The organism is Thermococcus sp., assembly GCF_027023865.1.
In the GTDB taxonomy this organism is placed as follows: domain Archaea; phylum Methanobacteriota_B; class Thermococci; order Thermococcales; family Thermococcaceae; genus Thermococcus.
The window spans coordinates 1-21155 of the sequence record NZ_JALVUC010000014.1; the positions used below are offsets into that span (position 1 = coordinate 1).

At 52.0% G+C, this 21155-nt stretch carries 22 protein-coding genes; 14 read left to right on the forward strand and 8 right to left on the reverse strand.

The features are described 5' to 3' along the window. Positions 1 to 172: 172 nt before the first annotated feature. Genes MV421_RS04095 through speB form a run of 4 tightly spaced genes read left to right on the forward strand, consistent with a single transcriptional unit; the run spans position 173 to position 3376 of the window. Positions 173 to 718: a universal stress protein gene (locus tag MV421_RS04095; protein WP_297503623.1), complete on the forward strand. Its 546-nt coding sequence runs from the start codon at positions 173 to 175 to the stop codon at positions 716 to 718. Positions 719 to 730: 12 nt separating this feature from the next. Continuing rightward, positions 731 to 2014 carry an ArsB/NhaD family transporter gene (locus tag MV421_RS04100; protein ID WP_297421035.1) on the forward strand — a complete coding sequence of 428 codons (1284 nt, stop codon included), beginning with the start codon at positions 731 to 733 and terminating at the stop codon, positions 2012 to 2014. 9 nt (positions 2015 to 2023) lie between these two features. Beyond that, complete coding sequence (locus MV421_RS04105) at positions 2024 to 2473, forward strand: universal stress protein (protein ID WP_297421037.1); 450 nt, start codon at positions 2024 to 2026, stop codon at positions 2471 to 2473. Between the two features lie 39 nt (positions 2474 to 2512). After that, the gene (gene speB, locus MV421_RS04110) at positions 2513 to 3376 is read left to right on the forward strand and encodes an agmatinase (protein ID WP_297517891.1); all 864 of its coding nucleotides are present in this window, start codon (positions 2513 to 2515) and stop codon (positions 3374 to 3376) included. A 181-nt stretch (positions 3377 to 3557) separates the two neighbouring features. Here speB and MV421_RS04115 read toward each other — a convergent pair whose 3' ends face one another. The 3 genes from MV421_RS04115 to MV421_RS04125 all read right to left on the reverse strand — a co-directional run bounded on the left by MV421_RS04115 (position 3558) and on the right by MV421_RS04125 (position 7218). Next, entirely contained in the window at positions 3558 to 4886 is a 1329-nt protein-coding gene (locus tag MV421_RS04115; protein WP_297421041.1) for a sodium:proton antiporter, read from the reverse strand. A gap of 145 nt (positions 4887 to 5031) precedes the next feature. After that, positions 5032 to 6693 carry a chloride channel protein gene (locus MV421_RS04120; protein WP_366938884.1) on the reverse strand — a complete coding sequence of 554 codons (1662 nt, stop codon included), beginning with the start codon at positions 6691 to 6693 and terminating at the stop codon, positions 5032 to 5034. Positions 6694 to 6747: 54 nt separating this feature from the next. Then, the gene (locus MV421_RS04125) at positions 6748 to 7218 is read right to left on the reverse strand and encodes a hypothetical protein (protein ID WP_297421057.1); all 471 of its coding nucleotides are present in this window, start codon (positions 7216 to 7218) and stop codon (positions 6748 to 6750) included. An 89-nt stretch (positions 7219 to 7307) separates the two neighbouring features. Between MV421_RS04125 and MV421_RS04130 the strand changes: the two genes are divergently transcribed. The 9 genes from MV421_RS04130 to MV421_RS04170 all read left to right on the forward strand — a co-directional run bounded on the left by MV421_RS04130 (position 7308) and on the right by MV421_RS04170 (position 16543). Next, positions 7308 to 8570: a TIGR00375 family protein gene (locus MV421_RS04130; RefSeq protein ID WP_297503628.1), complete on the forward strand. Its 1263-nt coding sequence runs from the start codon at positions 7308 to 7310 to the stop codon at positions 8568 to 8570. Then, positions 8567 to 9508, forward strand: a complete 942-nt coding sequence (locus tag MV421_RS04135; protein ID WP_297421047.1) for a thiamine-phosphate kinase — start codon at positions 8567 to 8569, stop codon at positions 9506 to 9508. The genes MV421_RS04130 and MV421_RS04135 overlap by 4 nt, the downstream gene beginning before the upstream one ends. 67 nt (positions 9509 to 9575) lie before the next feature. Beyond that, positions 9576 to 9917, forward strand: a complete 342-nt coding sequence (locus MV421_RS04140; protein WP_297421049.1) for a hypothetical protein — start codon at positions 9576 to 9578, stop codon at positions 9915 to 9917. 28 nt (positions 9918 to 9945) lie between these two features. Then, a complete protein-coding gene (locus tag MV421_RS04145) occupies positions 9946 to 11097 on the forward strand; it encodes a glycosyltransferase family 4 protein (protein WP_297517894.1) in 1152 nt (383 codons plus the stop codon). Next, a complete protein-coding gene (locus MV421_RS04150; RefSeq protein WP_297421053.1) occupies positions 11087 to 11797 on the forward strand; it encodes a polysaccharide deacetylase family protein in 711 nt (236 codons plus the stop codon). The genes MV421_RS04145 and MV421_RS04150 overlap by 11 nt, the downstream gene beginning before the upstream one ends. A 34-nt stretch (positions 11798 to 11831) precedes the next feature. After that, complete coding sequence (gene amrS, locus MV421_RS04155) at positions 11832 to 12878, forward strand: AmmeMemoRadiSam system radical SAM enzyme (RefSeq protein WP_297517897.1); 1047 nt, start codon at positions 11832 to 11834, stop codon at positions 12876 to 12878. After that, positions 12875 to 13711, forward strand: coding sequence for a hypothetical protein (locus MV421_RS04160; protein WP_367184487.1), 837 nt, complete (start codon positions 12875 to 12877; stop codon positions 13709 to 13711). The genes amrS and MV421_RS04160 overlap by 4 nt, the downstream gene beginning before the upstream one ends. A 202-nt stretch (positions 13712 to 13913) precedes the next feature. Next, the gene (locus MV421_RS04165) at positions 13914 to 15716 is read left to right on the forward strand and encodes an S-layer protein (protein ID WP_297503630.1); all 1803 of its coding nucleotides are present in this window, start codon (positions 13914 to 13916) and stop codon (positions 15714 to 15716) included. 53 nt (positions 15717 to 15769) lie between these two features. Then, entirely contained in the window at positions 15770 to 16543 is a 774-nt protein-coding gene (locus MV421_RS04170) for a hypothetical protein (protein ID WP_297420512.1), read from the forward strand. On the opposite strand, the gene MV421_RS04175 is transcribed toward MV421_RS04170, so the two are convergent. Next, entirely contained in the window at positions 16544 to 18289 is a 1746-nt protein-coding gene (locus MV421_RS04175; protein WP_297420510.1) for a radical SAM protein, read from the reverse strand. A gap of 58 nt (positions 18290 to 18347) precedes the next feature. On the opposite strand from MV421_RS04175, the gene MV421_RS04180 reads away from it, so the two are divergent. Then, the gene (locus tag MV421_RS04180; RefSeq protein ID WP_297503631.1) at positions 18348 to 18866 is read left to right on the forward strand and encodes a ferritin family protein; all 519 of its coding nucleotides are present in this window, start codon (positions 18348 to 18350) and stop codon (positions 18864 to 18866) included. On the opposite strand, the gene rsmA is transcribed toward MV421_RS04180, so the two are convergent. From rsmA to MV421_RS04200, 4 genes are all read right to left on the reverse strand, one after another. Further along, complete coding sequence (gene rsmA / locus MV421_RS04185; RefSeq protein ID WP_297503633.1) at positions 18841 to 19677, reverse strand: 16S rRNA (adenine(1518)-N(6)/adenine(1519)-N(6))-dimethyltransferase RsmA; 837 nt, start codon at positions 19675 to 19677, stop codon at positions 18841 to 18843. The two genes, MV421_RS04180 and rsmA, sit on opposite strands and share 26 nt — an antisense overlap. Next, the gene (locus tag MV421_RS04190; RefSeq protein WP_297420504.1) at positions 19674 to 20294 is read right to left on the reverse strand and encodes a DUF655 domain-containing protein; all 621 of its coding nucleotides are present in this window, start codon (positions 20292 to 20294) and stop codon (positions 19674 to 19676) included. The genes rsmA and MV421_RS04190 overlap by 4 nt, the downstream gene beginning before the upstream one ends. Before the next feature lie 65 nt (positions 20295 to 20359). Continuing rightward, positions 20360 to 20728, reverse strand: a complete 369-nt coding sequence (locus MV421_RS04195) for an RNA polymerase Rpb4 family protein (RefSeq protein ID WP_297420501.1) — start codon at positions 20726 to 20728, stop codon at positions 20360 to 20362. 2 nt (positions 20729 to 20730) lie between these two features. Continuing rightward, positions 20731 to 21027 (reverse strand): 50S ribosomal protein L21e, encoded by a 297-nt coding sequence (locus tag MV421_RS04200; protein WP_297420498.1) that lies wholly within the window; start codon positions 21025 to 21027, stop codon positions 20731 to 20733. Between the last annotated feature and the right edge of the window lie 128 nt (positions 21028 to 21155).

Here is a 21155-nt window from a genome sequence, read left to right on the forward strand (position 1 = left end):
GTTCTTGAGTGGCCTCTCCGAGACCTTATTAAGTTGCAAAAACTTAAAAGGGTTTTCGGTGGTTTAAGGGTTGTTAGGTGGTTTACTTCATCCCCGCCCTAAAGGGCGAGGCTTTCGGGAAGAAAAAAGGTAAACTTAAATCCTTTTCGCTCATTTAGGGGTGGGGTTCATCATGGTGCGATTTGCTAGCTTCATAAGCCAGAAGTTCAAAAACATCGCTGGAAACAGGTACGAGGAGATACTGAAATCCTACGAGGATTTCTTCCTGACGGAGGGGGAGATGGTCATTCCTGACGTTGGCTCCGTTCTTATTGCCCTTGACAGATACAGTGAGGAGGTTCCAAGTGAAGTTTATGAGGCTATATCTGCCTATCCCAATGCCGGATTTCTGGTTGTCTATGTGGTAGATGAAAATGTTCTACGCCTCATACGGAGCACTCTTGGGGATAAGGAAGCTCAAAAGTTCCAGGAGAAGGAGGAACAGTTGGCGGAGGAGAGGCTGTCAAAGGTTGAGAAGAAACTCCGAGAACTTGGGATTTCACCGAGGAGGGGGCGGGTCTTTGGGGACAAGGGTGAATACCTTGAGGAACTCACTGGAAAATACGACCTTCTGGTGATCTCAAAACACTACGGTTCCGAAACCACGAAGACCCATCCCATAAGCCCCGTTGTTTTCAGGGTTGTCCAAGGCATTAAGAAGCCTGTTGTAATCTACTGAGGAGGAAGGAGCATGATGTCCACAATGGAGATAGCTGCACTGCTCGTATTCATCGGAGTCTACGTTCTGATAATGAGTGAGAGGATTCACCGTACCATTGCAGCAATGGTGGGGGCCTCCGTCATACTCCTCCTCAATATAGTACCATGGGAAAAACTGCCGGAGTATCTTGACCTCGGTACGATACTCCTCCTTGCAGGGATGATGACCGTGGTAAACATCGCTAGGGATAGCGGCCTTTTCGAGTACATAGCCATCAAGACTGCAAAGCTTTCAAAGGGTAGCCCACTAAAAGTCCTTCTCCTGTTCTCGGTTGTTACTGCCTTTGTGAGTGCCTTCCTTGACAACGTGACGACCGTTCTCCTACTGACGCCAATGCTCCTCTACATCACTAGACAGATGGACGTCAACCCAATCCCGTTCCTCCTCTCGGAGGTGTTCGCTTCTAACATAGGCGGAACCGCGACGCTGATAGGGGATCCACCGAACATAATGATAGGCTCCGCGGCCGGGTTGAGCTTCAATGATTTCCTTGTCAACATGGCTCCAATAGCCTTCATTGACCTCATCATCACCGTAGGAATAATCTACGTCGCCTACAGGGGTGCTATGAAGTTCCACAGGGAGCGGACCAACTCGATACGGAGGGGCATAATGTCACTCAACGAGGAGGACGCTATAAAGGATAGAGCCCTCTTCAAGAAGTCGATTATCACAATCGCGGCCATCATTGTTGCGTTTTTCTTCCACGACAGAATAGGCGTCGAGCCTGCGGTTATAGCCCTCGCCGGTGCGTCGTTTCTCCTCCTGTGGAGCGGTGCTTCGCCGGAATACGCGCTGGAAAAGGTCGAGTGGGCAACGCTGTTCTTCTTTGGTAGCCTGTTCATAATCGTCGGCGCCCTCGTTGAGACAGGTGCAATAGACCAGCTCGCGGGATGGATGTTAAAGCATGTCCACGGAGAAGGAGGAGCCGTAGTGGCAGTAACCTGGTTCTCCGCCCTCTCCAGCGCAATAGTGGATAACATACCCTTTACTGCCACTATGATACCCTTGATAAAGGCCATGGGGAGTAGCCTGAACACATACCCCCTGTGGTGGGCGCTCTCACTTGGAGCCTGTCTTGGTGGCAACGGCACGGCCATAGGGGCAAGTGCAAACGTGGTTGTCGTGGGCATAGCCCACAGGGAAGGCATAAGGATAACCTTCGGCGACTTCCTTAAGGTGGGGGCGATCATAATGATGACCACGGTTGGGGCTGGAAGTCTGTTCATATGGTTGAGGTATGTTGGACTGTGAGGTGGGAACATGAGGATACTCGTGCTTATAGATGGCTCAAAGTGGAGCCAGAAAGCGGCACTTCACGCGTTCTCCCTTGCAAAGAGGAGGGGGGCGAAGGTGACCTTATTCTCTGTCCTGGACAGGAAGGAAGCTAAGGCCATAGCCTTCCAGTTGAGCATGAAGAGCGAGAGTATTGAAGCCCTCCAGCGCTTCGAGGAGACCGTCTGGAAGGAGACTAAGGCTGCCGTGAAGGAGGTAATAACCAACCTCCTTGAACTTGGGATTAAGGAAGGCATAAACTGCTCCTTCCGGATAGTCGAGGGGACTGCAAGAACCAGAATCCTTGAGGAGGCCAACAGTGGGAAGTACGGCCTTGTGGTTATGGGTGCCTATGGAAAGAGCGGGAAGACCAGAATAGGCTCTCTTTTAGAGGACGTCATAGGGGAGATAAAGTCCCCGGTCATGGTCGTCCGCTGAGTTTTTAACCCCTATCCTCCCCATTATTCCGGTGGTTGCATGGAGTTCCTGTATACATACGACACCTTCAAGCTGGAATTTCCCCTGGTGGAGCCGGAAGATGCCTCCTTCATTATCCTAGGCGTTCCCTTTGACGGAACGACAAGCTTCAAGGCAGGGGCGCGCTTCGGACCGACCCTTACGAGGCACGCAACCCTCAACCTCGAGAGCTACATCCTGGACTACGGCGTTGATATCGCCGAGTTTCCAATAGCGGATATAGGTGACGTCGCGGTCATCGCCGGAGACCCAAGAGGGACGGCTGACAGGGTACGCGAGACCGTTGAGGAGTTAAAACGGATAAACCCAAATGGAGTTCCAATACTCCTCGGTGGAGAGCACTCCCAAACCCTCGGAGCAGTTGAGGCTTTAAAGCCAAGGAGCTATGTTGTCTTCGACGCTCACCTCGACCTGCGCGACAGCTATGAAGACAACCCCTACAACCACGCCTGCGTCGCGAGGAGGATCGCCGAGCGTGGTGTCGAGGAGGCAATGTTCGGGATAAGGAGCGGAACAAGGGAGGAAGTGGAGTATGCTAAGGAAAAAAACATCCAGTGGGTTCACGCCAGGAACTACAGCTTTGATTCCTTCCTCGAGCTTGTAAGACCTCTCCCCGAGCCAGTCTATCTATCAATCGACATAGACGCCTTTGACCTTTCGATGGTTCCATCAACGGGAACGCCCGAGGCGGGCGGATTGTCCTTCTGGGATGTGGTTGAAGCTATTGAATGGCTCGCAGACAACAAGGTAATAGCTGGCTTCGACATAATGGAAGTGGCTGGGGAGAACCTTGGCGATATCACCGCTTTAACCGCGGCAAAGTTGCTGTTCTACTTCATTGGAGCAATTGGGAAAATGAATTAACTCCTTTTTCTCATTGTGAATTCACTCACAGCGTTAACTTATACTTTTTGACATTGAGAGGAGCTTATGACCCAAAAGAGCCTTATAAAGGGGCGAAATCCCTGGAGAACGGTGGCTGGGCCGATCCATCACCATAAAGACCCGCTCATAGGAGTAAAGTTAAAAAACAGAAAAAACTGCATCAGGAGGACTTCCCCTGAATCTTACTCTCTTGATACCTCCTCATCCTGTCCTCGACGGTCTCGTGCTGGAGGAGCTTGCTCTTGAGGAACGGAACCCAGAGGGTCTCGGTGAGGACCGATGCAAGGACCGTTATGACGGTCACCGCGAGGATCACCTCACCCCAGTAGGTTGTCAGGACGGCACTGTGATAGGTCATGGCCAAACTGAGTGGAAGTGCGGCAAGCGCTGAAGGAACAACACCCCTCGGTCCCTCGAATGAGATGAAGAGGTACTCCTTGACACCCCACCACTTCAGTATCGGCAACGCGGCTATGGGCCTTGCGACTAGCATTATAAAGTAGGCGATGAGTGTCCCACTAACGAGGTTCTCAGTCAATGGCTTGAGGTTAAGGCTTGCACCGAGCAGGACGAAGATGAATATTGTGGCTATGGCCGCTATGCTCTCGTTGAAGTGGACTTCCTTTTCCACGGCCTTCATGACCTTGGTGAGGACCTGTGGCTTCTCCCTCTTGCTGAAGACCTTGTAGTTTCCAAGGATTATGCCCGTGACGGTGGCCACGAGGTAGCCGGATGCCTGAAGGGCCTCTCCGATCAGAAAGCCGCTGAATGCAAGGAAGATAGAGAATATCTCGATCTCAGGAAACTCGAAGATACCCGTCTTCTTGATGAACCAGTAGCCGAATATTCCAACGGCGATGCCCACCACTATGGAAACGATAACTTCATAGAGGAAGTACCCCACCGCCGCACCGTAAACCCCGATGTGGGAGCTGAAGGCCGCGAAAAGCCCACCACTGGCCTGGGGAACTAGCATCGCAACCGCAACTGCCGTCAGAACTATGCCCAGTGGGTCGTTGAATATGGATTCCGTGACTATCGTTGTCTCTATGTCCTGCTGGACGTGATACTGCCGGAAGAGGGGAATGAGGGTCGCAGGGTCCGTTGCGCTGATTATCGCACCGAACAGGAAGCCCACGAGAAACGGAGCGTGGAAGATCCACGAGAAGAACCACGCGGCCAAAATGGCTGTGACGACCAGGCCCAGAGTGTCAAGGATTGTTATTGTTGAGAAGTTCCGTTTCAACAGCTTCCAACTAAGGTTGTGCCCTTCAGTGAACAATATCATAACCAGACCAAAGACACGGACGTAATTGAAAAGCTCTTGGGCAATGTTCCTGGATATAAGGGTTGCTATTGGTCCAAGGATTATGCCCGCGATGATGAAAATCGGAACGTAGGAGATGTTGTAGCGCCTACTTATCAGCATCGCGATTATTCCCGAGCCGAGAACCGCCACGAGAACCCCTGCTAGGATGTCCGTTATCATGATATCGCCCCCGTATTCTCTGTTCTCCGTGTTATCGAGTAGATTTTAAAGTTTTCCATGGGCATCTCCGACAATTAGGGAATTCTAACGATAGAGTTTCGAGAATAAAGCTGGGACATAGGTATTTATTCACCCTTTAAACCACTCACCAGAGGTATATGCCCTCAATAGCGTAGTAATACGCACGGTAGATGTCCTTTTTGGTTACCACGCCAATAAGCTTTCCACTATCATCAACGACGGGAAGGAGATTCTGGTCGTTCATCAAAATCTTATCTAGGGCATCCTGAGCCGTCTCCGCTGGGGTTATTACAGCAAAGTCCCTCTTCATTGTCCTTTCAACCGAAAGCTTCTTCATGGAAGTTGTCCTGCCCAGTATCTCTGTTACCCCCACGATGCCAACTACCCTCCCATCATCGTCCACAACGGGAAGGAAATCGTGTCCGGTTGAGGATATTATCCTCTCGACTTCAAGGAGTGGGCGTTTCACATGGATTCTAACAACATTCGTGGTCATTATCTCGTGAACCGCTATCGTCTCAAGGATCAAGGGCCTGCCTGTTTTAACGTGAACCCCCTTGCGTTCGAGTTTGGTTGTGTAGACAGAGGACCCTCTAAAGAAGGCCCTTGCGGTTAAAAAGGCGACGACCGAGGTTAGGGCAACTGCCGGCGAGTAGGCGTAGCTACCGGACATTTCCGTTATCATGATTATCTGTGTCAACGGTGCCTGGGTTGATGCAGAGAAGAAGCCTGCCATCCCCGCAAGGGCGTAGGCTTCCACGTTTGCGTGAGGGACGAGCATCCCGAAGGCCGAACCCAGCATCGTTCCAATGAAGAGGCTTGGGGCAAATATTCCACCGGAGAATCCCGAACTTATGGCTAGCAACGTGGCCGTCATCTTTGCGAGGGCGAGGATTATCAGCAGCTCAAGGGTGAACTTCCCAAGCAGGGCATCTTTTATGCCCCCAAAGCCTATCCCAAAGATCCCCTGGGTGGGGAGGAGCATCCCTATCAGGCCTATCCCAAGCGCTCCGATAACTAAACGAAGCTCGAAGGGATACCTCTTCGAGAACGCGTCGAAGAAGTCGGTCGCCTTATATAAAGCCCGAGTGTAAGCGTAGCCTACCAAACCGAGTATCACCCCAAGGATGAAATAGAAAGGAATCCCCCCCAAGATGCTTATGTTGGGGTTTACAACGGGGAACCTGGCGGGCTGATGAAGGATGGTGAGGGTTATTGCGTTGCCTATTATAGCAGATATGAATATCGGGACGAGGTTTATGGTTATCGCCCCCATGTAAACGACCTCAAGGGCGAACATAGAACCTGCCAACGGGGTGTTGAAGGTTCCCGCTATTCCGGCGGCGAGGCCGCAGGTGGTTATGAGCTTCCTCACCTGGGGGTTGGGAAGCTTTTCAGCCAAGGTCGAATCGAGGGCCGCTCCAATGAATGCAGCTGGTCCCTCGCGGCCAAGAGGACCGCCCGCTCCAATAGAAACAGCCGTTGCCACGGTCTTTAAGAGGGCCAGCTTGGCACCAATTTTACCGCTCTTGAAGATTATGCCCTCGATGACCTCGGGAACACCGTTTCCCCTAAGCCCTGGGTAGATCTTCACCATTGGGGCTATCAGCAGGGCACCGAAAACAGGGAGAAGAACGTATCCCAGGTTTAGGCCATAGACCCTGTAGGATACTGCCGGGAGAACGCGTGAAAAGAAGAGAGAAGTAAAACCGTCTATCAGAAGCCTGAAAACAAGAGCTCCCAGACCGCCAACTAACCCGGCCAGCGCTGCTATGCCGAGCAGCACGGTCCACCTCTTAACATATCTCCGGAGATTCCATTCCTTAGCGTACATCGGCACTCAACCGAAGAACGCTCCCATCATATTCATCTGCTCGTCGCTCATGGACTTTATCCTGAACTCTGGTATCTCAAGAATTAAGCCCTCGTATTCCTCCTTTGTTATTTCCCTGGCTTTCCCGCCCTTAGTGAGGTAGAAGATCTCGTAGTCCGGGTCGCGGTAGGTAACTAGGAACCTGTCAGCCTCAATATCATTAAAGTTCACGAATATGATGTTCCCGCCCGTGTAGGGACGCTTGCACTTGAAGGGGAAGCTTGAGGAGTTTAGCATGGCATCGCCGAGGGCTTGGTTTGCTCTCTCTCCGTTTATCTCGGTCCAGAACTTTTTCCCCTCGAAGTCCCCCTCGACAACGATGAGGAACCTCTGACCGTCAAGCTCGACTATAGGTGCACCTTTCTCAGCAAGTATCTTAAAAAGCTCGCCGATTGTTTCAGCGTTTCTCAGAGAGGCAATGAATCCCTCAACCTTCATATCTCCCACCTTTTTTGAGTTGAGAAGGCGGGTTATAAGCTTTGGGGCAACGTTTTTTATAGTTCCCAAAAACTTCCTCCGGTGGTTGAATGTTAGTAGATGCCGACCTCCACATCCATTCCCACTACTCAAGGGCCGTTTCAAAGGCCATGACGATACCTAACTTAGCGAAAAATGCCCGCTTCAAGGGGCTCGGCCTCGTCGGAACCGGGGATATACTGAACCCAAAGTGGGAAGAAGAACTGCTCAAATACGCCGAAAAGGTCAACGAGGGAACCTACGAGAGGGACGGAATCAGGTTTCTCCTCACCACCGAGGCGGAAGACGACAGAAGGGTTCACCACGTTCTCATTTTCCCGAGCATAGAAACCGTCCACGAGATGAGGGAGAGATTGAAGCCGTATTCAAAAAACATCGAAACGGAGGGTAGGCCCCACGTAAATCTCTCCGCGGCGGGGATAGCTGATTTAGCGAACGAGCTGGACGTCCTAATCGGGCCGGCCCACGCCTTTACACCCTGGACAAGTCTCTACAAAGAGTACAACAGCCTTAAAGAAGCCTACGGAGACGCAAAAATTCACTTCCTCGAGCTTGGTCTCTCCGCTGATTCAGAGATGGCTGATAGAATAAGGGCACACCACGGGATTACCTACCTCAGTAACAGCGACGCCCATTCCCCGATGCCCCACCGCCTTGGGAGGGAGTTTAACCGCTTCGAAATTGAGGAAACCACCTTTGAGGAGATAAGAAGAGCCATCCTAAAGCGCGGCGGGAGGAGAATCGTCTTGAACGCAGGCCTCGACCCGCGCCTTGGTAAGTACCACCTGACGGCATGCTCGAGGTGTTACACTAAATACAGCCTTGAGGAGGCGAGGGCCTATCACTGGAAGTGTCCGAAGTGCGGTGGAAGGATAAAGAAGGGTGTTCACGACAGGATTATGGAACTGGCCGACACGGAGAAAGGGCCAAAAGACAGGCCACCTTACATCCGCCTCGCACCGCTGGCCGAGATTATAGCGATGGTGATCGGCAAAGGCGTCGAAACGAAGTCAGTTAGAGTAATCTGGGAGCGTTTTTTGAGGGAGTTTGGGAGCGAGATAAGGGTCCTTGTAGATGTGCCGGTTGAGGCCTTGGCGGAGGTTCACGATGAGGTGGCCAAGGCAGTTTGGGCTTACAGGGAAGGCAAGCTGATAGTGATTCCCGGCGGTGGTGGTAAGTACGGCGAGATTAAACTGCCCGAGGAGATAAGAAAGGCGAGCATCGAGGAGCTGGAAAGCATTGAAGTTTCAGTCCCAGACGGAGAAAGGCCAAAACAGAGGAGTATAACTGATTTCTTGGGGGTGGAAACTTGAGAGAGTCCGAGATAATCAGCCTCTTTTTCAGACATCTTCAAAAGCAGGGTGATCTTCCTCTTGGAGACGACGCCGGGGCGATAAGGCTCGATGATGAATGGCTTGTGGCAACCAACGACATGCTGGTCAGAAAAACGGACGTTCCCGATATAATGACGCCAGAACAGGTCGGTTTTAAAGCGGTGACGATGAACGTGAGCGACGTTGCCGCTATGGGTGCAAGGCCGGTGGGATTCCTCTTCTCGCTTGGAATTCCCGACGATTTGGGCGCGGGTTATCTTGAAGGAGTAGCAAAGGGAATTGGAAAGGCCCTCGACTTCTATGGCGTTCCCGTTTTGAGTGCCGACACCAACGAGGCGGATGATTTAATCATCGATGGGATTGCCCTGGGAACGACGAAAAAGCCACTCACTAGGTCAGGGGCAAAGCCTGGGGAGATAATATGTGCTACTGGGGATCTTGGCAGGGCGCTGGCGGGACTTCTCGCCTGGAGGAAAGGCCTTGAAATTTCTCCTTCCCTGAGGAGGGCACTCTACGAGAAGTTTCTGGAGCCTAAGGCGAGGGTCCGCGAGGGGATGGCCCTGAACGGCATTGCCAGCGCGGCAATAGACATCAGCGATGGACTCAGCAAGGAGCTACACATCCTCTCTAAGATGAGTAACGTTGGAATTGAGATTTATCCCAATAGGTTACCCATCAGAGAGGAGGTTTTTTACGTTGCCAAAGAACTTGGTGAGGATCCTGTAATGCTCGCCCTCGCCAGCGGGGAGGAGTTTGAGTTGGTCTTTACCCTACCCGAAGGATTCAGTGAAATCCCTGACTTTAACTGCACTCCTATCGGAAGAACGCTTAAAGGGGGTGGTGTTTACATTACCACAGAGGAAAAACGGGAGGAGATGCCCCTTTTAGGATGGGAACACTTGGCTAGTCATTTATAACCTCCGAAGCCTGTGTTGGGATAGGTGACCGGAAAAGGTTTATAATGCCTCTCAAACTTCAGTGAGTTTGAAGTGTGGCGGGATGGTCGTGAACGTTGAAGCCCTCATCAACTCAGGCGAGCGTTATCTTGACCTTATGGGAAGCGTCCCGGTACACTACCTTGCCCTCGCCATTTTAAGCTGCTATCTCAGCGTTGTGTTATACGCTTTGAGATGGAAGGTTATTTTGAGGGGGACCGGAGACGACGTTGGGTTCATAAGGCTCCTCAAGAAGGTTCCTCTGCCCATTTCAACGGCCAGTGTGATCTACGAGATAATCCATTTGGAGATTCAGGCGGTCTTTGTGGTTCCGGTTACACTCACAGAGAGGTTTGTGTCTACGTTCAGAGCACCGTGGTCGGGATGGTAGTCATGTCCTCTTCCGGAGGGGCTGAAATATGGAGAGCCTTAAAATCGCGCTCGTGAGCGACTGGTACTATCCCAAGCTCGGCGGTGTTGCCGTCCACATACATGACCTCGCATTGAATCTCCGCCGTCTCGGCCATGAGGTTGATATAATAACGAACAACCTCCCCACTGGAAGAGAGAACGAACTTTGGGAGGCAGAGGTGGGTCTTGTCAAAGTGCCCGGCCACGTTGTCAAAGACGTTGGGGTAAACGCCACAGTTCTCTCCCACAATGCCCGAATTTTAGAACCCTACCTCAGGGACTATGATGTGGTTCACGGCCAGCACGCCTTCACCCCCCTTGCCCTCAAGGCAGTATCCCTAGCGAGAAAGCTTGGACAGGCTTCGATCATTACAACCCACAGCATAGACCTCGAGAACACCCAATACCTTAGGGCGGCCGCGAGAGTTACATTTCCCTATTTCAAATATTACCTTATGAACCCCCACAGGATCATCGCCGTCAGTAAGGCATCCAAGCTCTTCATAAAGAAGTTCACTGATGTTCCGGTAGATGTTGTCTACAACGGCATAAACACGTCTATGTTTCACGACGGATGGAACAAGGACGAGCTCCGAGAGGAGCTTGGATTGGGGGATGGACCCCTGATCCTCTACGTTGGGAGGTTGGAACCTCGTAAGGGCGTCAACGTCCTTGTTTCAGCTATGAGGTGGATCGATGGGACCCTCTTGGTGGTTGGTAATGGAAACATGCTCCCCCTCCTCCGTAGTGAGGCTAAGATGCTTGGCGTCTCCGAGAGGGTTCGCTTCATGGGAACGGTTGAGTATGGACTCCTCCCTAGAATTTACGGGGCTAGCGATGTTTTCGTTCTCCCGAGCCTCAGTGAGGCCTTCGGCATAGTTCTCCTCGAGGCTATGTCCTCCGGTGTTCCGACCGTGGGGACAACCGTTGGTGGCATCCCGGAGATAATTGACAGATGCGGCCTTCTCGTTCCGCCCGGTGACGCTCGCAAACTCGCAGAGGCCGTGAACATGATACTGGACAACAAGAGCCTTGCTAAAAAGCTGGGTCGCTTGGGAAGGGAGAGGGTAGAGGAGATTTACAGCTGGAACGTCATAGTCAGAAGAACCGTCTCAATATACAAGGAAGTTCTTGGGGGAGGTGAAAGCAGTGGGCACTAAGGTTATACTCTCCTTTGACGTGGAGCACGACTGTCCACCGTTTGCTGAGACTCGAAGGGGGATGGAATGGGGTCTGCCAAAGGTTATGTCCCTCCTTGAGCGGAAGGGAATCAGGGGGACCTTTCTCTTTACCGGTAGGATGGCTGAGGAGTTTCCGGAGCTTGCCGAGAGGGCCGCGAAGAGGCACGAACTTGGCTGTCACGGCCTTGAACACGAGCGCTTCGACAGACTGAACACTGAAGAGACGAGGAGACGGCTGATGGAAGCGATGCGCATCCTGTCTGATTTTGGAAAAGTCGTTTCCTTCCGCGCCCCAAACTTCCAGTTCCCGGATGAGTACTATCCAATCCTCCGTGAAGTTGGTTTTCTGGTTGATTCAACGAAGGCAAAGCACAAGGGGTGGAAGAAGGGGGTGACAAAGATAGGGGAAATCCTAGAGATTCCAGCCACCACGACGTCCATTGTCACGAGGCTACCCTGGGTAATTCAGGAGAGGTTCCATAAAAAATTTGAGAGCCCCATCGTCTACATCTTCCACCCCTGGGAGTTCGTGAGGATGCCTAAGCATTTGAGGCCAGACTGCTGGTTTGGAACGGGTGATGGGGCCTTTAAAAAGCTCGAGGCCCTTATAGACTATCACCTAAAGGGGGGTGCCGAGTTCATCACCCTCAGGGACATGGTTGGCGACCCCAACGTTTAAACCCTCCGCGGATAAACTACATCTCGGTGAGAGTATGCGCGAGGCGATGTACTGGGAGCCTTTGGAGAATGGCCGGGTGCGGTGCAAACTTTGCCCCCTTAACTGCATCATAGACGAGGGGCAGAGGGGCTCCTGTAGGGTGAGGAAGAACATTGGTGGAAAACTCTACACTCTCAACTACGGCAAGGTCTCGGCCATAGCGGCTGATCCGGTGGAGAAGAAGCCGCTCTTTCACTTCTGGCCCGGTTCCTGCGCTCTCTCGGTAGCCACCATCGGCTGCAACATGCACTGCAAGCACTGTCAGAACTGGGAGATAAGCCAGTCGGATGAGAGCTTTCCTTACCTCCATGATATGAGTCCAGAGATGATTGTGGAGATGGCGAAGCGCTACGGATGTGAGAGCATAGCCTATACCTACAACGAACCTGTCATCTGGTATGAGTTCGTTCTAGACACAGCAAAGCTCGCTCGGAAGGAGGGAATTCACAACCTCCTCATAACCAATGGCTACATCAACGAGGAACCCTTCAGGGGGCTTGCACCCTACATCGACGCAATGAACATAGACGTCAAAGCCTTCAGCGACGACTTCTACATGAAGATAGTGAGTGTTCCAAGCGGTGAGCCGAGCAGGAAAACCGCAGTAATAGCGAAGAAGGACTACGGAATTCACGTCGAGCTGACCTACCTTATAATCCCGACACTCAACGATAAAGAAGAGGAAATCCGCACCTTCGCCCGTTGGGTTGTTGAAAACCTGGGCGACGATACTCCAGTCCACTTCTCGCGCTTCTTCCCGCACTACATGCTCAACCATCTCCCGCCGACGTCGTTAGAGACTGTGGAGATGGCCTACCGCGTGGCTAAAGAAGAGGGCCTGACGTTCGTCTACGTCGGCAACGTTCCGGGTCATCCCGGGGAGAGCACTTTCTGCCCTAGGTGTGGCAAACCTTTAATAGTCCGCGATGGATTTGAGATAACCGAGTACAACATTGAGAACGGGAAGTGCAAATACTGTGGTGAGCCCGTTCCCATCGTTGGCACCTATCTCAAAAAGCGATATAACGGCATGTGGTGGTGAAATTGGACGAAATTGAGGTTATTTTCTATATCGAGGGCCTTGGCAATGACAAGAAAGTTTTAGAAAGCGCTCTAAGGGAGACCGCTGAGAGCCTGAGAAATGAAGATGGTGTCAGAGTAAACTACGTGAACGTTGAAGACATACTTGAGGATCCTGAGAATGAACTCCTCCCATACTCGGGGGTTATAGAGGCAGGAATCACAGGAAGCCTTGAGTCGCTCATCCGCCTGGCTATCCGCTATGCTCCAGCAGCCGTTGAAGTCACCCTTCCGCCCAAGGTAGAGGTTAAAAGTGAGGAGCTGTCCAAACTCCTTGGACTGGTCTCTTACATGATGGGAGAGCTTATGAATCAGTTTGGACCTCTCGCGGCTTACCCAGATTTTAGTGAACTTCCCGAACCGAAGATTGGCTACGAAAGGGAGGAAATCGAGGAGCTTGTAATCGGTGACAGGAACGTGTTATATCGCTTTGTCATTGAGATTTTTGGGGATGACGTTGAGAAGGCCCAGAAGGATTTCACAAAAGCCCTGAAGTATGAGGGTTGCCGCATAAACAAGCTGGTTTCCAAGGTGCAGGGAGAGAACGAGAGTGGCAGGAAATACATCCTCGTGGCCACAGAACTACTCTCGGATGTTGAGACAATGTTTCAGCTGACTGCAAAGTACGCCCCAGTTGCAATATCCGTCATCGAGCCCGACTACGTTGACATAACCACCTCGGAACTCCAGGGAATACTATCCGACATCGCAGGTTTTTCCCATGAACTCGTCATGCGGCCGGTGAAGAAGAGAATCATGGAAACGAAGAACACGGAGTTCAAGCTCAATCCCTAAAGCTATTATCGTCAAAAGGCGAAATTCATATAGGCATTTAATTAAGCTTCCTTTTATTTTTACGGCAATGAGCGAGCTTTTTTTGGACAGAGAAAGGGTCTGAAAGCGAAAAGTATATATACCCCCACCGCTCAGCAACTACTGACAACACATGTTAGACCATACTAGGGCGTAAGCCCAAAGCTAAGGAGGTGTATGGGAAATGAAAGTGAAGAAGATCGCGGCGCTCGTAGTTGGTGCCGCTATGGTTGGAGCCACCATCGGCTTTGCCAGCGCCCAGCCGACCGTTCCAAACATACCAAAGGGCTTCTTTGTTAAAAACGGACAGCCGAACGTTAAAATCGTAGTCGGCAGCCAGGGAGCTGCTATGGACGTTGCCAGTGCCGCTGACATTGCAGTCGCCTTGGGAACCCTTCTCTACACCGAGAAGAATGTCAGCGTTACGAACACCAGTGTGGTTGTCAAACAGGACACCGCTTACAACCCGCCCAACATCCCGGTGTTTGACAACACCTACAAGGGCAACTACCAAGTCGGGGAGAACCTCGCCAACGTTCCCAACTGGTGGAACGGAGGATTCGACTCCAACGGCAACCCCATCTTCAACGCCAACTTCTCCAGCTCGGCTTGGGCTGGTGGCGTTTTCACCAACGGATGGAACGTCCTCGTCCCAAGTGGCATTGAGTGGAAGAGTGGCAATTACTGGGTTGATCCGAACGGCAACGTTCACAACGCCAATGATGTTTACCTCCACTACAACATCCACATAGGGAAGGTTGAACTTAAGCAGATAGCTGAGGACAATGTGGACTTCACCAACATCGATGACTTCAACACGTTCACCCTCGTCGTTGACGACGTCGTTGCCAACGTCAGCTTTAGCCTCAACGCCTATAATGCATCTGTGTACGACCCCGTCCTTGGTGAGGTTGGAACCACCTACACCCTAAGCGACCTCCAGCCTTCAGGCTACAGCCTATACCAGAGCGGTGTTATCTCGGGCGTTACTGTTGGGGACACCCTCAACCTCTTTGGAAAGACCGTCAAGATCCTTGACATCCAGAACAACAGCATCGAGTACGGCAACGACTGGGGCGCCACCTACATCAACGCCGGTACTAGCAAGGCCTTTGGCAACTACACCGTCAAGGTTCTCGATATCGACGTTAACCAGATCAAGGCCCTCCTTGAGATATCCGGCCCCGCCGGGAGCTGGAAGATCACACTCAACAAGGGGCAAACTTGGACCTCACCTGACAACGGCATAAGGGTCACCCTCGACGACACCTTCATCGGTATCGGCGGTACCACCAGTGCGGAGGTTTCAGTCCAGACCAACATAAACTACATCCAGAACGGCCAGGAATTCATCCCAGGATGGATAGCCGAGTTCGGCGTCCAGAACGACAAGCTCATGTGGTTTGCCCTCAAGAACGAGAACCAGCTTACTGGAAACGAAATCAACCTCTTCAACACCTACATCATGAAGTACAGCGCCAACATTATGGAGAAGCAGAACCCGAGCAACGACAAGACCTATGCCGCCATGAGTGCCTACGTTACAATTAACCCGATAAAGCCGCAGTACACCACCCAGACCCTTAATGTCGGTGACACCCTTGGTGGCTGGACCATTGACCAGATAACAGCCACGCCCAACCCGGCTCAGGCCGCCGTCGTCAGCAAGGTCACCACTCCGATAACCGTCCTTGACACCGAGGTTATGAAAGAGGGACTCAACAAGGTTGACAGCAACCTCATCCTTATCGGTGGTCCGGTCGTTAACAGCGTCACCGCTGCCCTCGCTGACAAGCTCGGAATCCCGGCCAACTACACCGGCTGGAAGAGCAAGTACGGCACCGGCGCCAGCAGTGGTGTTGTTCTCTACAAGGCCCAGTGCCCGACCATCGGCGGTTACGGAGTTGTCCTCGTCGCTGGTACCGACAGGCAGGGCACCAAGGCCGCTGCCGAGGCTCTTATGGAGTACCTCGCTGGCCTTCACTGAAGGCCTTTTTTCTTCCTCCTTTAGTTCTCACAGCGTTCTCGGGAGGTCTCAAGGTGTCGAGGAGGACACTTCTTGCCCTGCTGATTGCAGTTCTCATCTTAGTCCCTGCCGGCTACATTTCATACGGCTACAGTCAGTACAGTAAAGTGGTTTCAGTTCCAGAAAACGCATCAACTGCCACGTACGTTGTGATTAACCTCCCCAATGGAAGCTTTTTATCGATGACTCCCAGGGAATACGCCAACCTGACCCTTCATGGGTTCAAACCCCCCGCGGGTTCGAGGGGTTACCTAATCAACGTTACTGGAACGCTCACCGGAATCCCACCGGTTGATGTTAACCTCACCATGCTGGCCCCATACAAGCGCTTCACGATAGTTATTGGAAGTCCAAGTGTTAAGGTCTGCTCTTCAAATCCTGCGGAGTTTATTGGAAGCTGCTCCGAACGCACCGCGGCGGTCACGGAGATAAGCGCCCTCACCTCGACACTGTTCAAGAGGTACTACTACTGGCAGGCCATTAAACAGGGCATGAACAATGCCAGTGCCAAACAGTACGCCTATGAACAGACGATGAGAAGGTACGACATCAGGTATCTCTCTTTCTTGACAAAGGTAGATATAGGCCTAGGAAGGCTTGGAAACAAGAACCATTTAGTTGTGGTTCTTCTCGGTCCAGCCGAGGGTGCAACCAAGAATGTTATTTTGATCCCGAGAAGGGGCACCATAATACTCGAGGGCCGCTCTGACAGCACGCTCCGTGCGGAGGTTGCACTCATAGAGCACATACTTAACTTCAAATGGCCCCAGAACACGACAAAGAAGTGATCACACTTCGATGACCCTTTCTAGTATCTCCCTTTTATCCTCCCCTACTATTCTGAAGAACTCGTCGATGGTTCGTAGGGGCCTGCTGGATATGATCCTCACAGAATTCCTTTTACCAACTCCGGGGAGGTACTGGAGAACCCGGACACTTTCCTGGTTCACGTTTATGGGGGCTGGTAGCCCGGTTATACTCCTGAATCCGTGCCCCACTATGAGAACGTTGTAGAACCTGTTAAGAGGAACTTGCTTTGGCATGCCAACGATGAGGGGGTAACTTCCTATCTGCCTTCCGTAGGTGAGACCATCCTCAAAGACCTCGGCACGGACATCCCTCAAAATCGTCCCAACGGGAACAACGCGTTTGAGCATCGGCAAATCTATTTCGTGCCGTATTTTATGCTTGTAGTGCTGAACGAGCCTTTTGTGCTTCTCCGTTTTAACTTTATCCCGCATGTTCCAGAGGGGGGTTCCCGGAAAGACCACCACCTGACGGATGTTTATGCGCCTCACCATCAAGCCGTCGTTGAGGAGCCTCTTTAGGAACTGGAAAGTAAGTTCATAACTTTTCTTCGTCTCACCTGGAAGGCCGAAGATGATGTTTATACCCGGGAGAAGCCAAGGCATCCCGTTGTGACCCCTTTTACCACCTACATCGTTCAGTATTCTGGTGGCTTCGTACGCCTCTTCTGCCGTCGCGTTTAGGTTGTTGAGCTTTGCTACCTTTGGGTCCGCGCTTTCAAGACCGAAGGCAACGACGTTTCCCGGTGTTCCATATTTGATGAGTGCCTTGGCTATCCGGATGCTCTCCTTGGGATAGTTGGCTATTACAGCGGGGTTAGCGTTATCCACATGGAGGGTTTTAACCTCCGGTGCAACGGAGCGTATCCCAGCGAAGAGCCGCTCTATTGCCTCGGGATTTGGAATTGGGACCCTTCCGTTCGGCGTTGCCATGTAAGAGAATATGCAACTCTGTCTGCCGACGCGGAAGTTTCTCACACCGAGGTCGTAGAGGGCTTTGACCTCCGCAACGACGTCCTCAATGGGTCTGTCCTCAACAGTTCTGTAGCGAACGGGTTCGGTGCAGAAGGAGCAGCCGCCTATGCCCATGGCCTTTGGACAGCCGCGCTGGGTTTCTATCTCGACTATGACGAAGTCTGGAAAGTCGGGGAACTGCCTGACAACATTGGCTCCAATAATTGCATAATCCCTTAGTTCGTTGTAGTCCCTGAATCTAAAGGGATCAGCGTCCTTCGGGTTGTTCAGATAGTCGAATAGAAACGCTTCGAGGTCGCCGTAAACAATATGATCAAAAACCTCCTGTGCTAGGAAGAGCTCTTGGGAGGTTATCCTGACCCCACCCTGATGGGCGGAACCCATGAAAGCCGGTCCCCCGAGGATTTTAACACCCTCAAACGGCTTTAAAAACTTGACAACTTCTACCACCTGGGAGGGAACTGCCGAGAGGTACTTACCCGGTGTATGGAGGCCGCCTATGTAAACGATAATGTCTGCCGTTTCGAGTACTTTTCTCGTCTTCGGGAAGTTGGGAGTCTTGTTCTTTGTGGCAACTCCCCTCTCACCTTCAAAAGTTGCCCTGAGGTCATCTATTGTAAGGTAGAAAACCCCCGCATTTTTTACTGCCTTTTTTACCGCACCATAGGCGTATCTGGGATATATTCCGAGATAAGGGGGAACCCCAAGTCCCGCTGGTTCGTCGGTGTACCCGTCAACTATCACCACCCGCATGTGCCCTCCTCCGCAGATGGGTTTAAAAACATGCTCCGCAACACCCGTTGGTGGGAGCATGCCTGAGTTCTCAGAGAATGAACGGAGCCGCCTCCAGGAGATGATACTGAGTTTGAGCAGACTCGACGGGAGGTCACTTCTGTCGTACTGGATAACCTCTGAGATTGAGGTGGCCAAAACCTACAACGATCTTGCAAAGAGGGTTATGGAATACGGGTGGGACCCAAGAATTCCCAGGCTCTTCCAGGAGCTGGCCCGAGAGAGCCTGGAGCACGCGGAGATACTCCTCGAGGAGTACAGGCGCACCTATGATAACGCTCCTCTCATAAAGCCAGGGATACCGAGCATCAGGATTGAGTTTTCCCTTGAGAAGCTGAAGAACTACCTGCGCAACGGGCGCCTTGTGGACCTCGTGGCCGTTCTAATGGAAAGCGAAGAGCTGGCTAGTGAAGTTTATAGATATCTAACTGAGAACTCTAATGGAAGTTCAACCGAGATGTTCAGGAGACTCGCGGATAATGAAAACGATCGCTACCTGAGGCTCAAGACCCTCATGGACTACCTCCAGGGGGGATAATGCTCATACCGGAGAGAACTCCCTCTATCTCCTTTACCTCCTCCGGGCTGAGCTGAAAAACCCTCTTTTCTCCATGTGGCAGGGACCCCAGTTCTTTCCTCATCCGTTTGAATTCCTCTCGGTTAAGCCCGAGCATGTGGTGGGATTTCTTTAAAGCTGAAAGTACTGTGCTCCCCCTGTGCTGGAAGAGCGCTCTCACAAGGTTCTTGTTCAACTCTATCCGCTCTCCCCTCGGCTTTGGTGTCAAGACGACCACCGCAGAGTCAACCTCCGGCTTCGGCCAGAATGCTCCCCTCCCGATGCGCTCCGCGATTTCAGCGTGGGCCCTCGCTTGAATCATTAGGGAAAGGCGTGAGTAGTTCTTATCACCTGGCTCTGCCACCATCCTCTTGGCGAACTCGAGCTGATAAACGAGGACGGCCCGTTCGAAATCGTGCTCCAAAAGGCGAAACGTTATCGGTGAGGATATCTGGTAGGGTAGGTTCGACACAACCTTGTTGAACTCAGGGAGTGGAACCCTGAGCACGTCACCCTCGATTATCTCAACGTTTGACCAGTTGTATTCGTTTCTCAAAATTTGAACAAGCCTTAAATCTCTCTCAATGGCATAAACCTTTCCGGCCCTTTTAGCTAAGACCTCTGTAAGAACACCCAGACCCGGACCGATTTCGAGGACGGTGTCTTTTTCACTCAGCTCTGCTCTCTCAATGTTCCTCTCGATTATGTCGGGCACCATCAAAAAGTTCTGGCTGAGGTTGCGGTTGGGCTTGAAATTGTATTTGGAGATTAAATAGAAAAGGCGCTCCCTCATACGCGGAATAACCTCCTTGAACCAACGAAGAGGCGGTAGCGGTCCTTACCAATTATCTCATCAACGATGCGCTTGGCTATCATCTTCACAGGATCTGGAAGTCCCTTTACCCTCTCACGAAGGTCATCGAAGCTCCTAAAAGGTTCCCTCTTGCGCTCGTCTATTATCTCCCACATGTGCTTCTTCCCTATCCCCGGAAGCAACTCGAGGCTGTGGAGCCGGTTGGTTATCGGTGGGGCCATGTTGAAGAACTGGACGAAGCGCTCCTCGTTGTTCTGGATTATTTCCTCGACGACATAAGGAAGCTCAGCTTTGGCCGTGGCTGTCAGGTCGTCGTATCCTATTTTCTTGTTTATCATCAGGATTTTATCCCTCTGCCCCTTACCAATGAAAATTCGCTCGTATAACATGAGGTCTTCTTTCGGAGCGACCTCAAGGAGGGTAAACGCTTTCTCACCGAGAACCTGTGCAACCGACTTTCCGGTTCGTCTCCCAGTTGGGATATCAGTGTAACCCTCAGGTAGGTAGTCAAGCACGTAAGCGTACTCCTCATACTCAACGTTCCGCCTCTTCTTGTCGAGGCTCTCCCTGTAAGAGTGTCTCCGGTACCTATCCATCGTCTCTCCCCCAAAACCTATACCCACCCGGAGTTTTTATACTTTGTCTAAAGGAAAAGAAGAGGTCACTCCTCAGGACGGTATTCGTCGAGGAGCTTCAATATCTCTTCCGCCTCCTCCCTGCTGGGCTGGTGAGCCTCCTTGGCGAAGATGACGTGGACGTCAAAGTAGTCCTCAGGGAGAAGGTCAATGAGTTTGGTTGCCATCTTCTCGTCGAGCCAGTCAAATAAGCCGACCAGCTTCTCCTTCAGTTCCACAGCCTGCTCAGGCTTGAGCTTTGCAAAGCGCTCGGCATGCTCGAGGCTAACCCTTGCCTCGTAGAACATCGGCTCCTCCGGGTTCTCCTCCATTCCCTCCGCCTTGCGCTTTTCGAGGAGCACCTTTACCTCCGCTGTCGTTACGTAGTGCTCCTCGACCTTCTTCCTGCCTATCATGCTCATCCCTTCTGCGCCCTGAGGTGGACCGGGTGTATGAAGAAGGTCTTGACCTTGCCGCCGTCCTTTATCTGAACGACATAGGCGTCGCCGCGCTTGCCAACGACTGTTCCTGTCCTTCCGTGGAACCTCGGGTCTGGCATTCCCCTGTGGTAGCTCGGCTCTATGACGATGTGAACCCTCTGCCCTGCTTCAAACTCCTGGAGGAACCTTGTGAGCGGGGGCATACCTCTCCTCCTCGGACTCTTGCCCAGCTTGCCGCGTGTCTTTCTCCTGAAGCTGTGTGCCTTCTTAACCATTCCAATCACCCCTTAAACCTTTACGGCCTCTAGGCCAGCTCACGTTTACAACATGATACCCACTGTGGGGGCGCTTTTCGCACCTTTAGATTCAGGACTAACCCCCAGGGAATCACTAAATCCTCCTG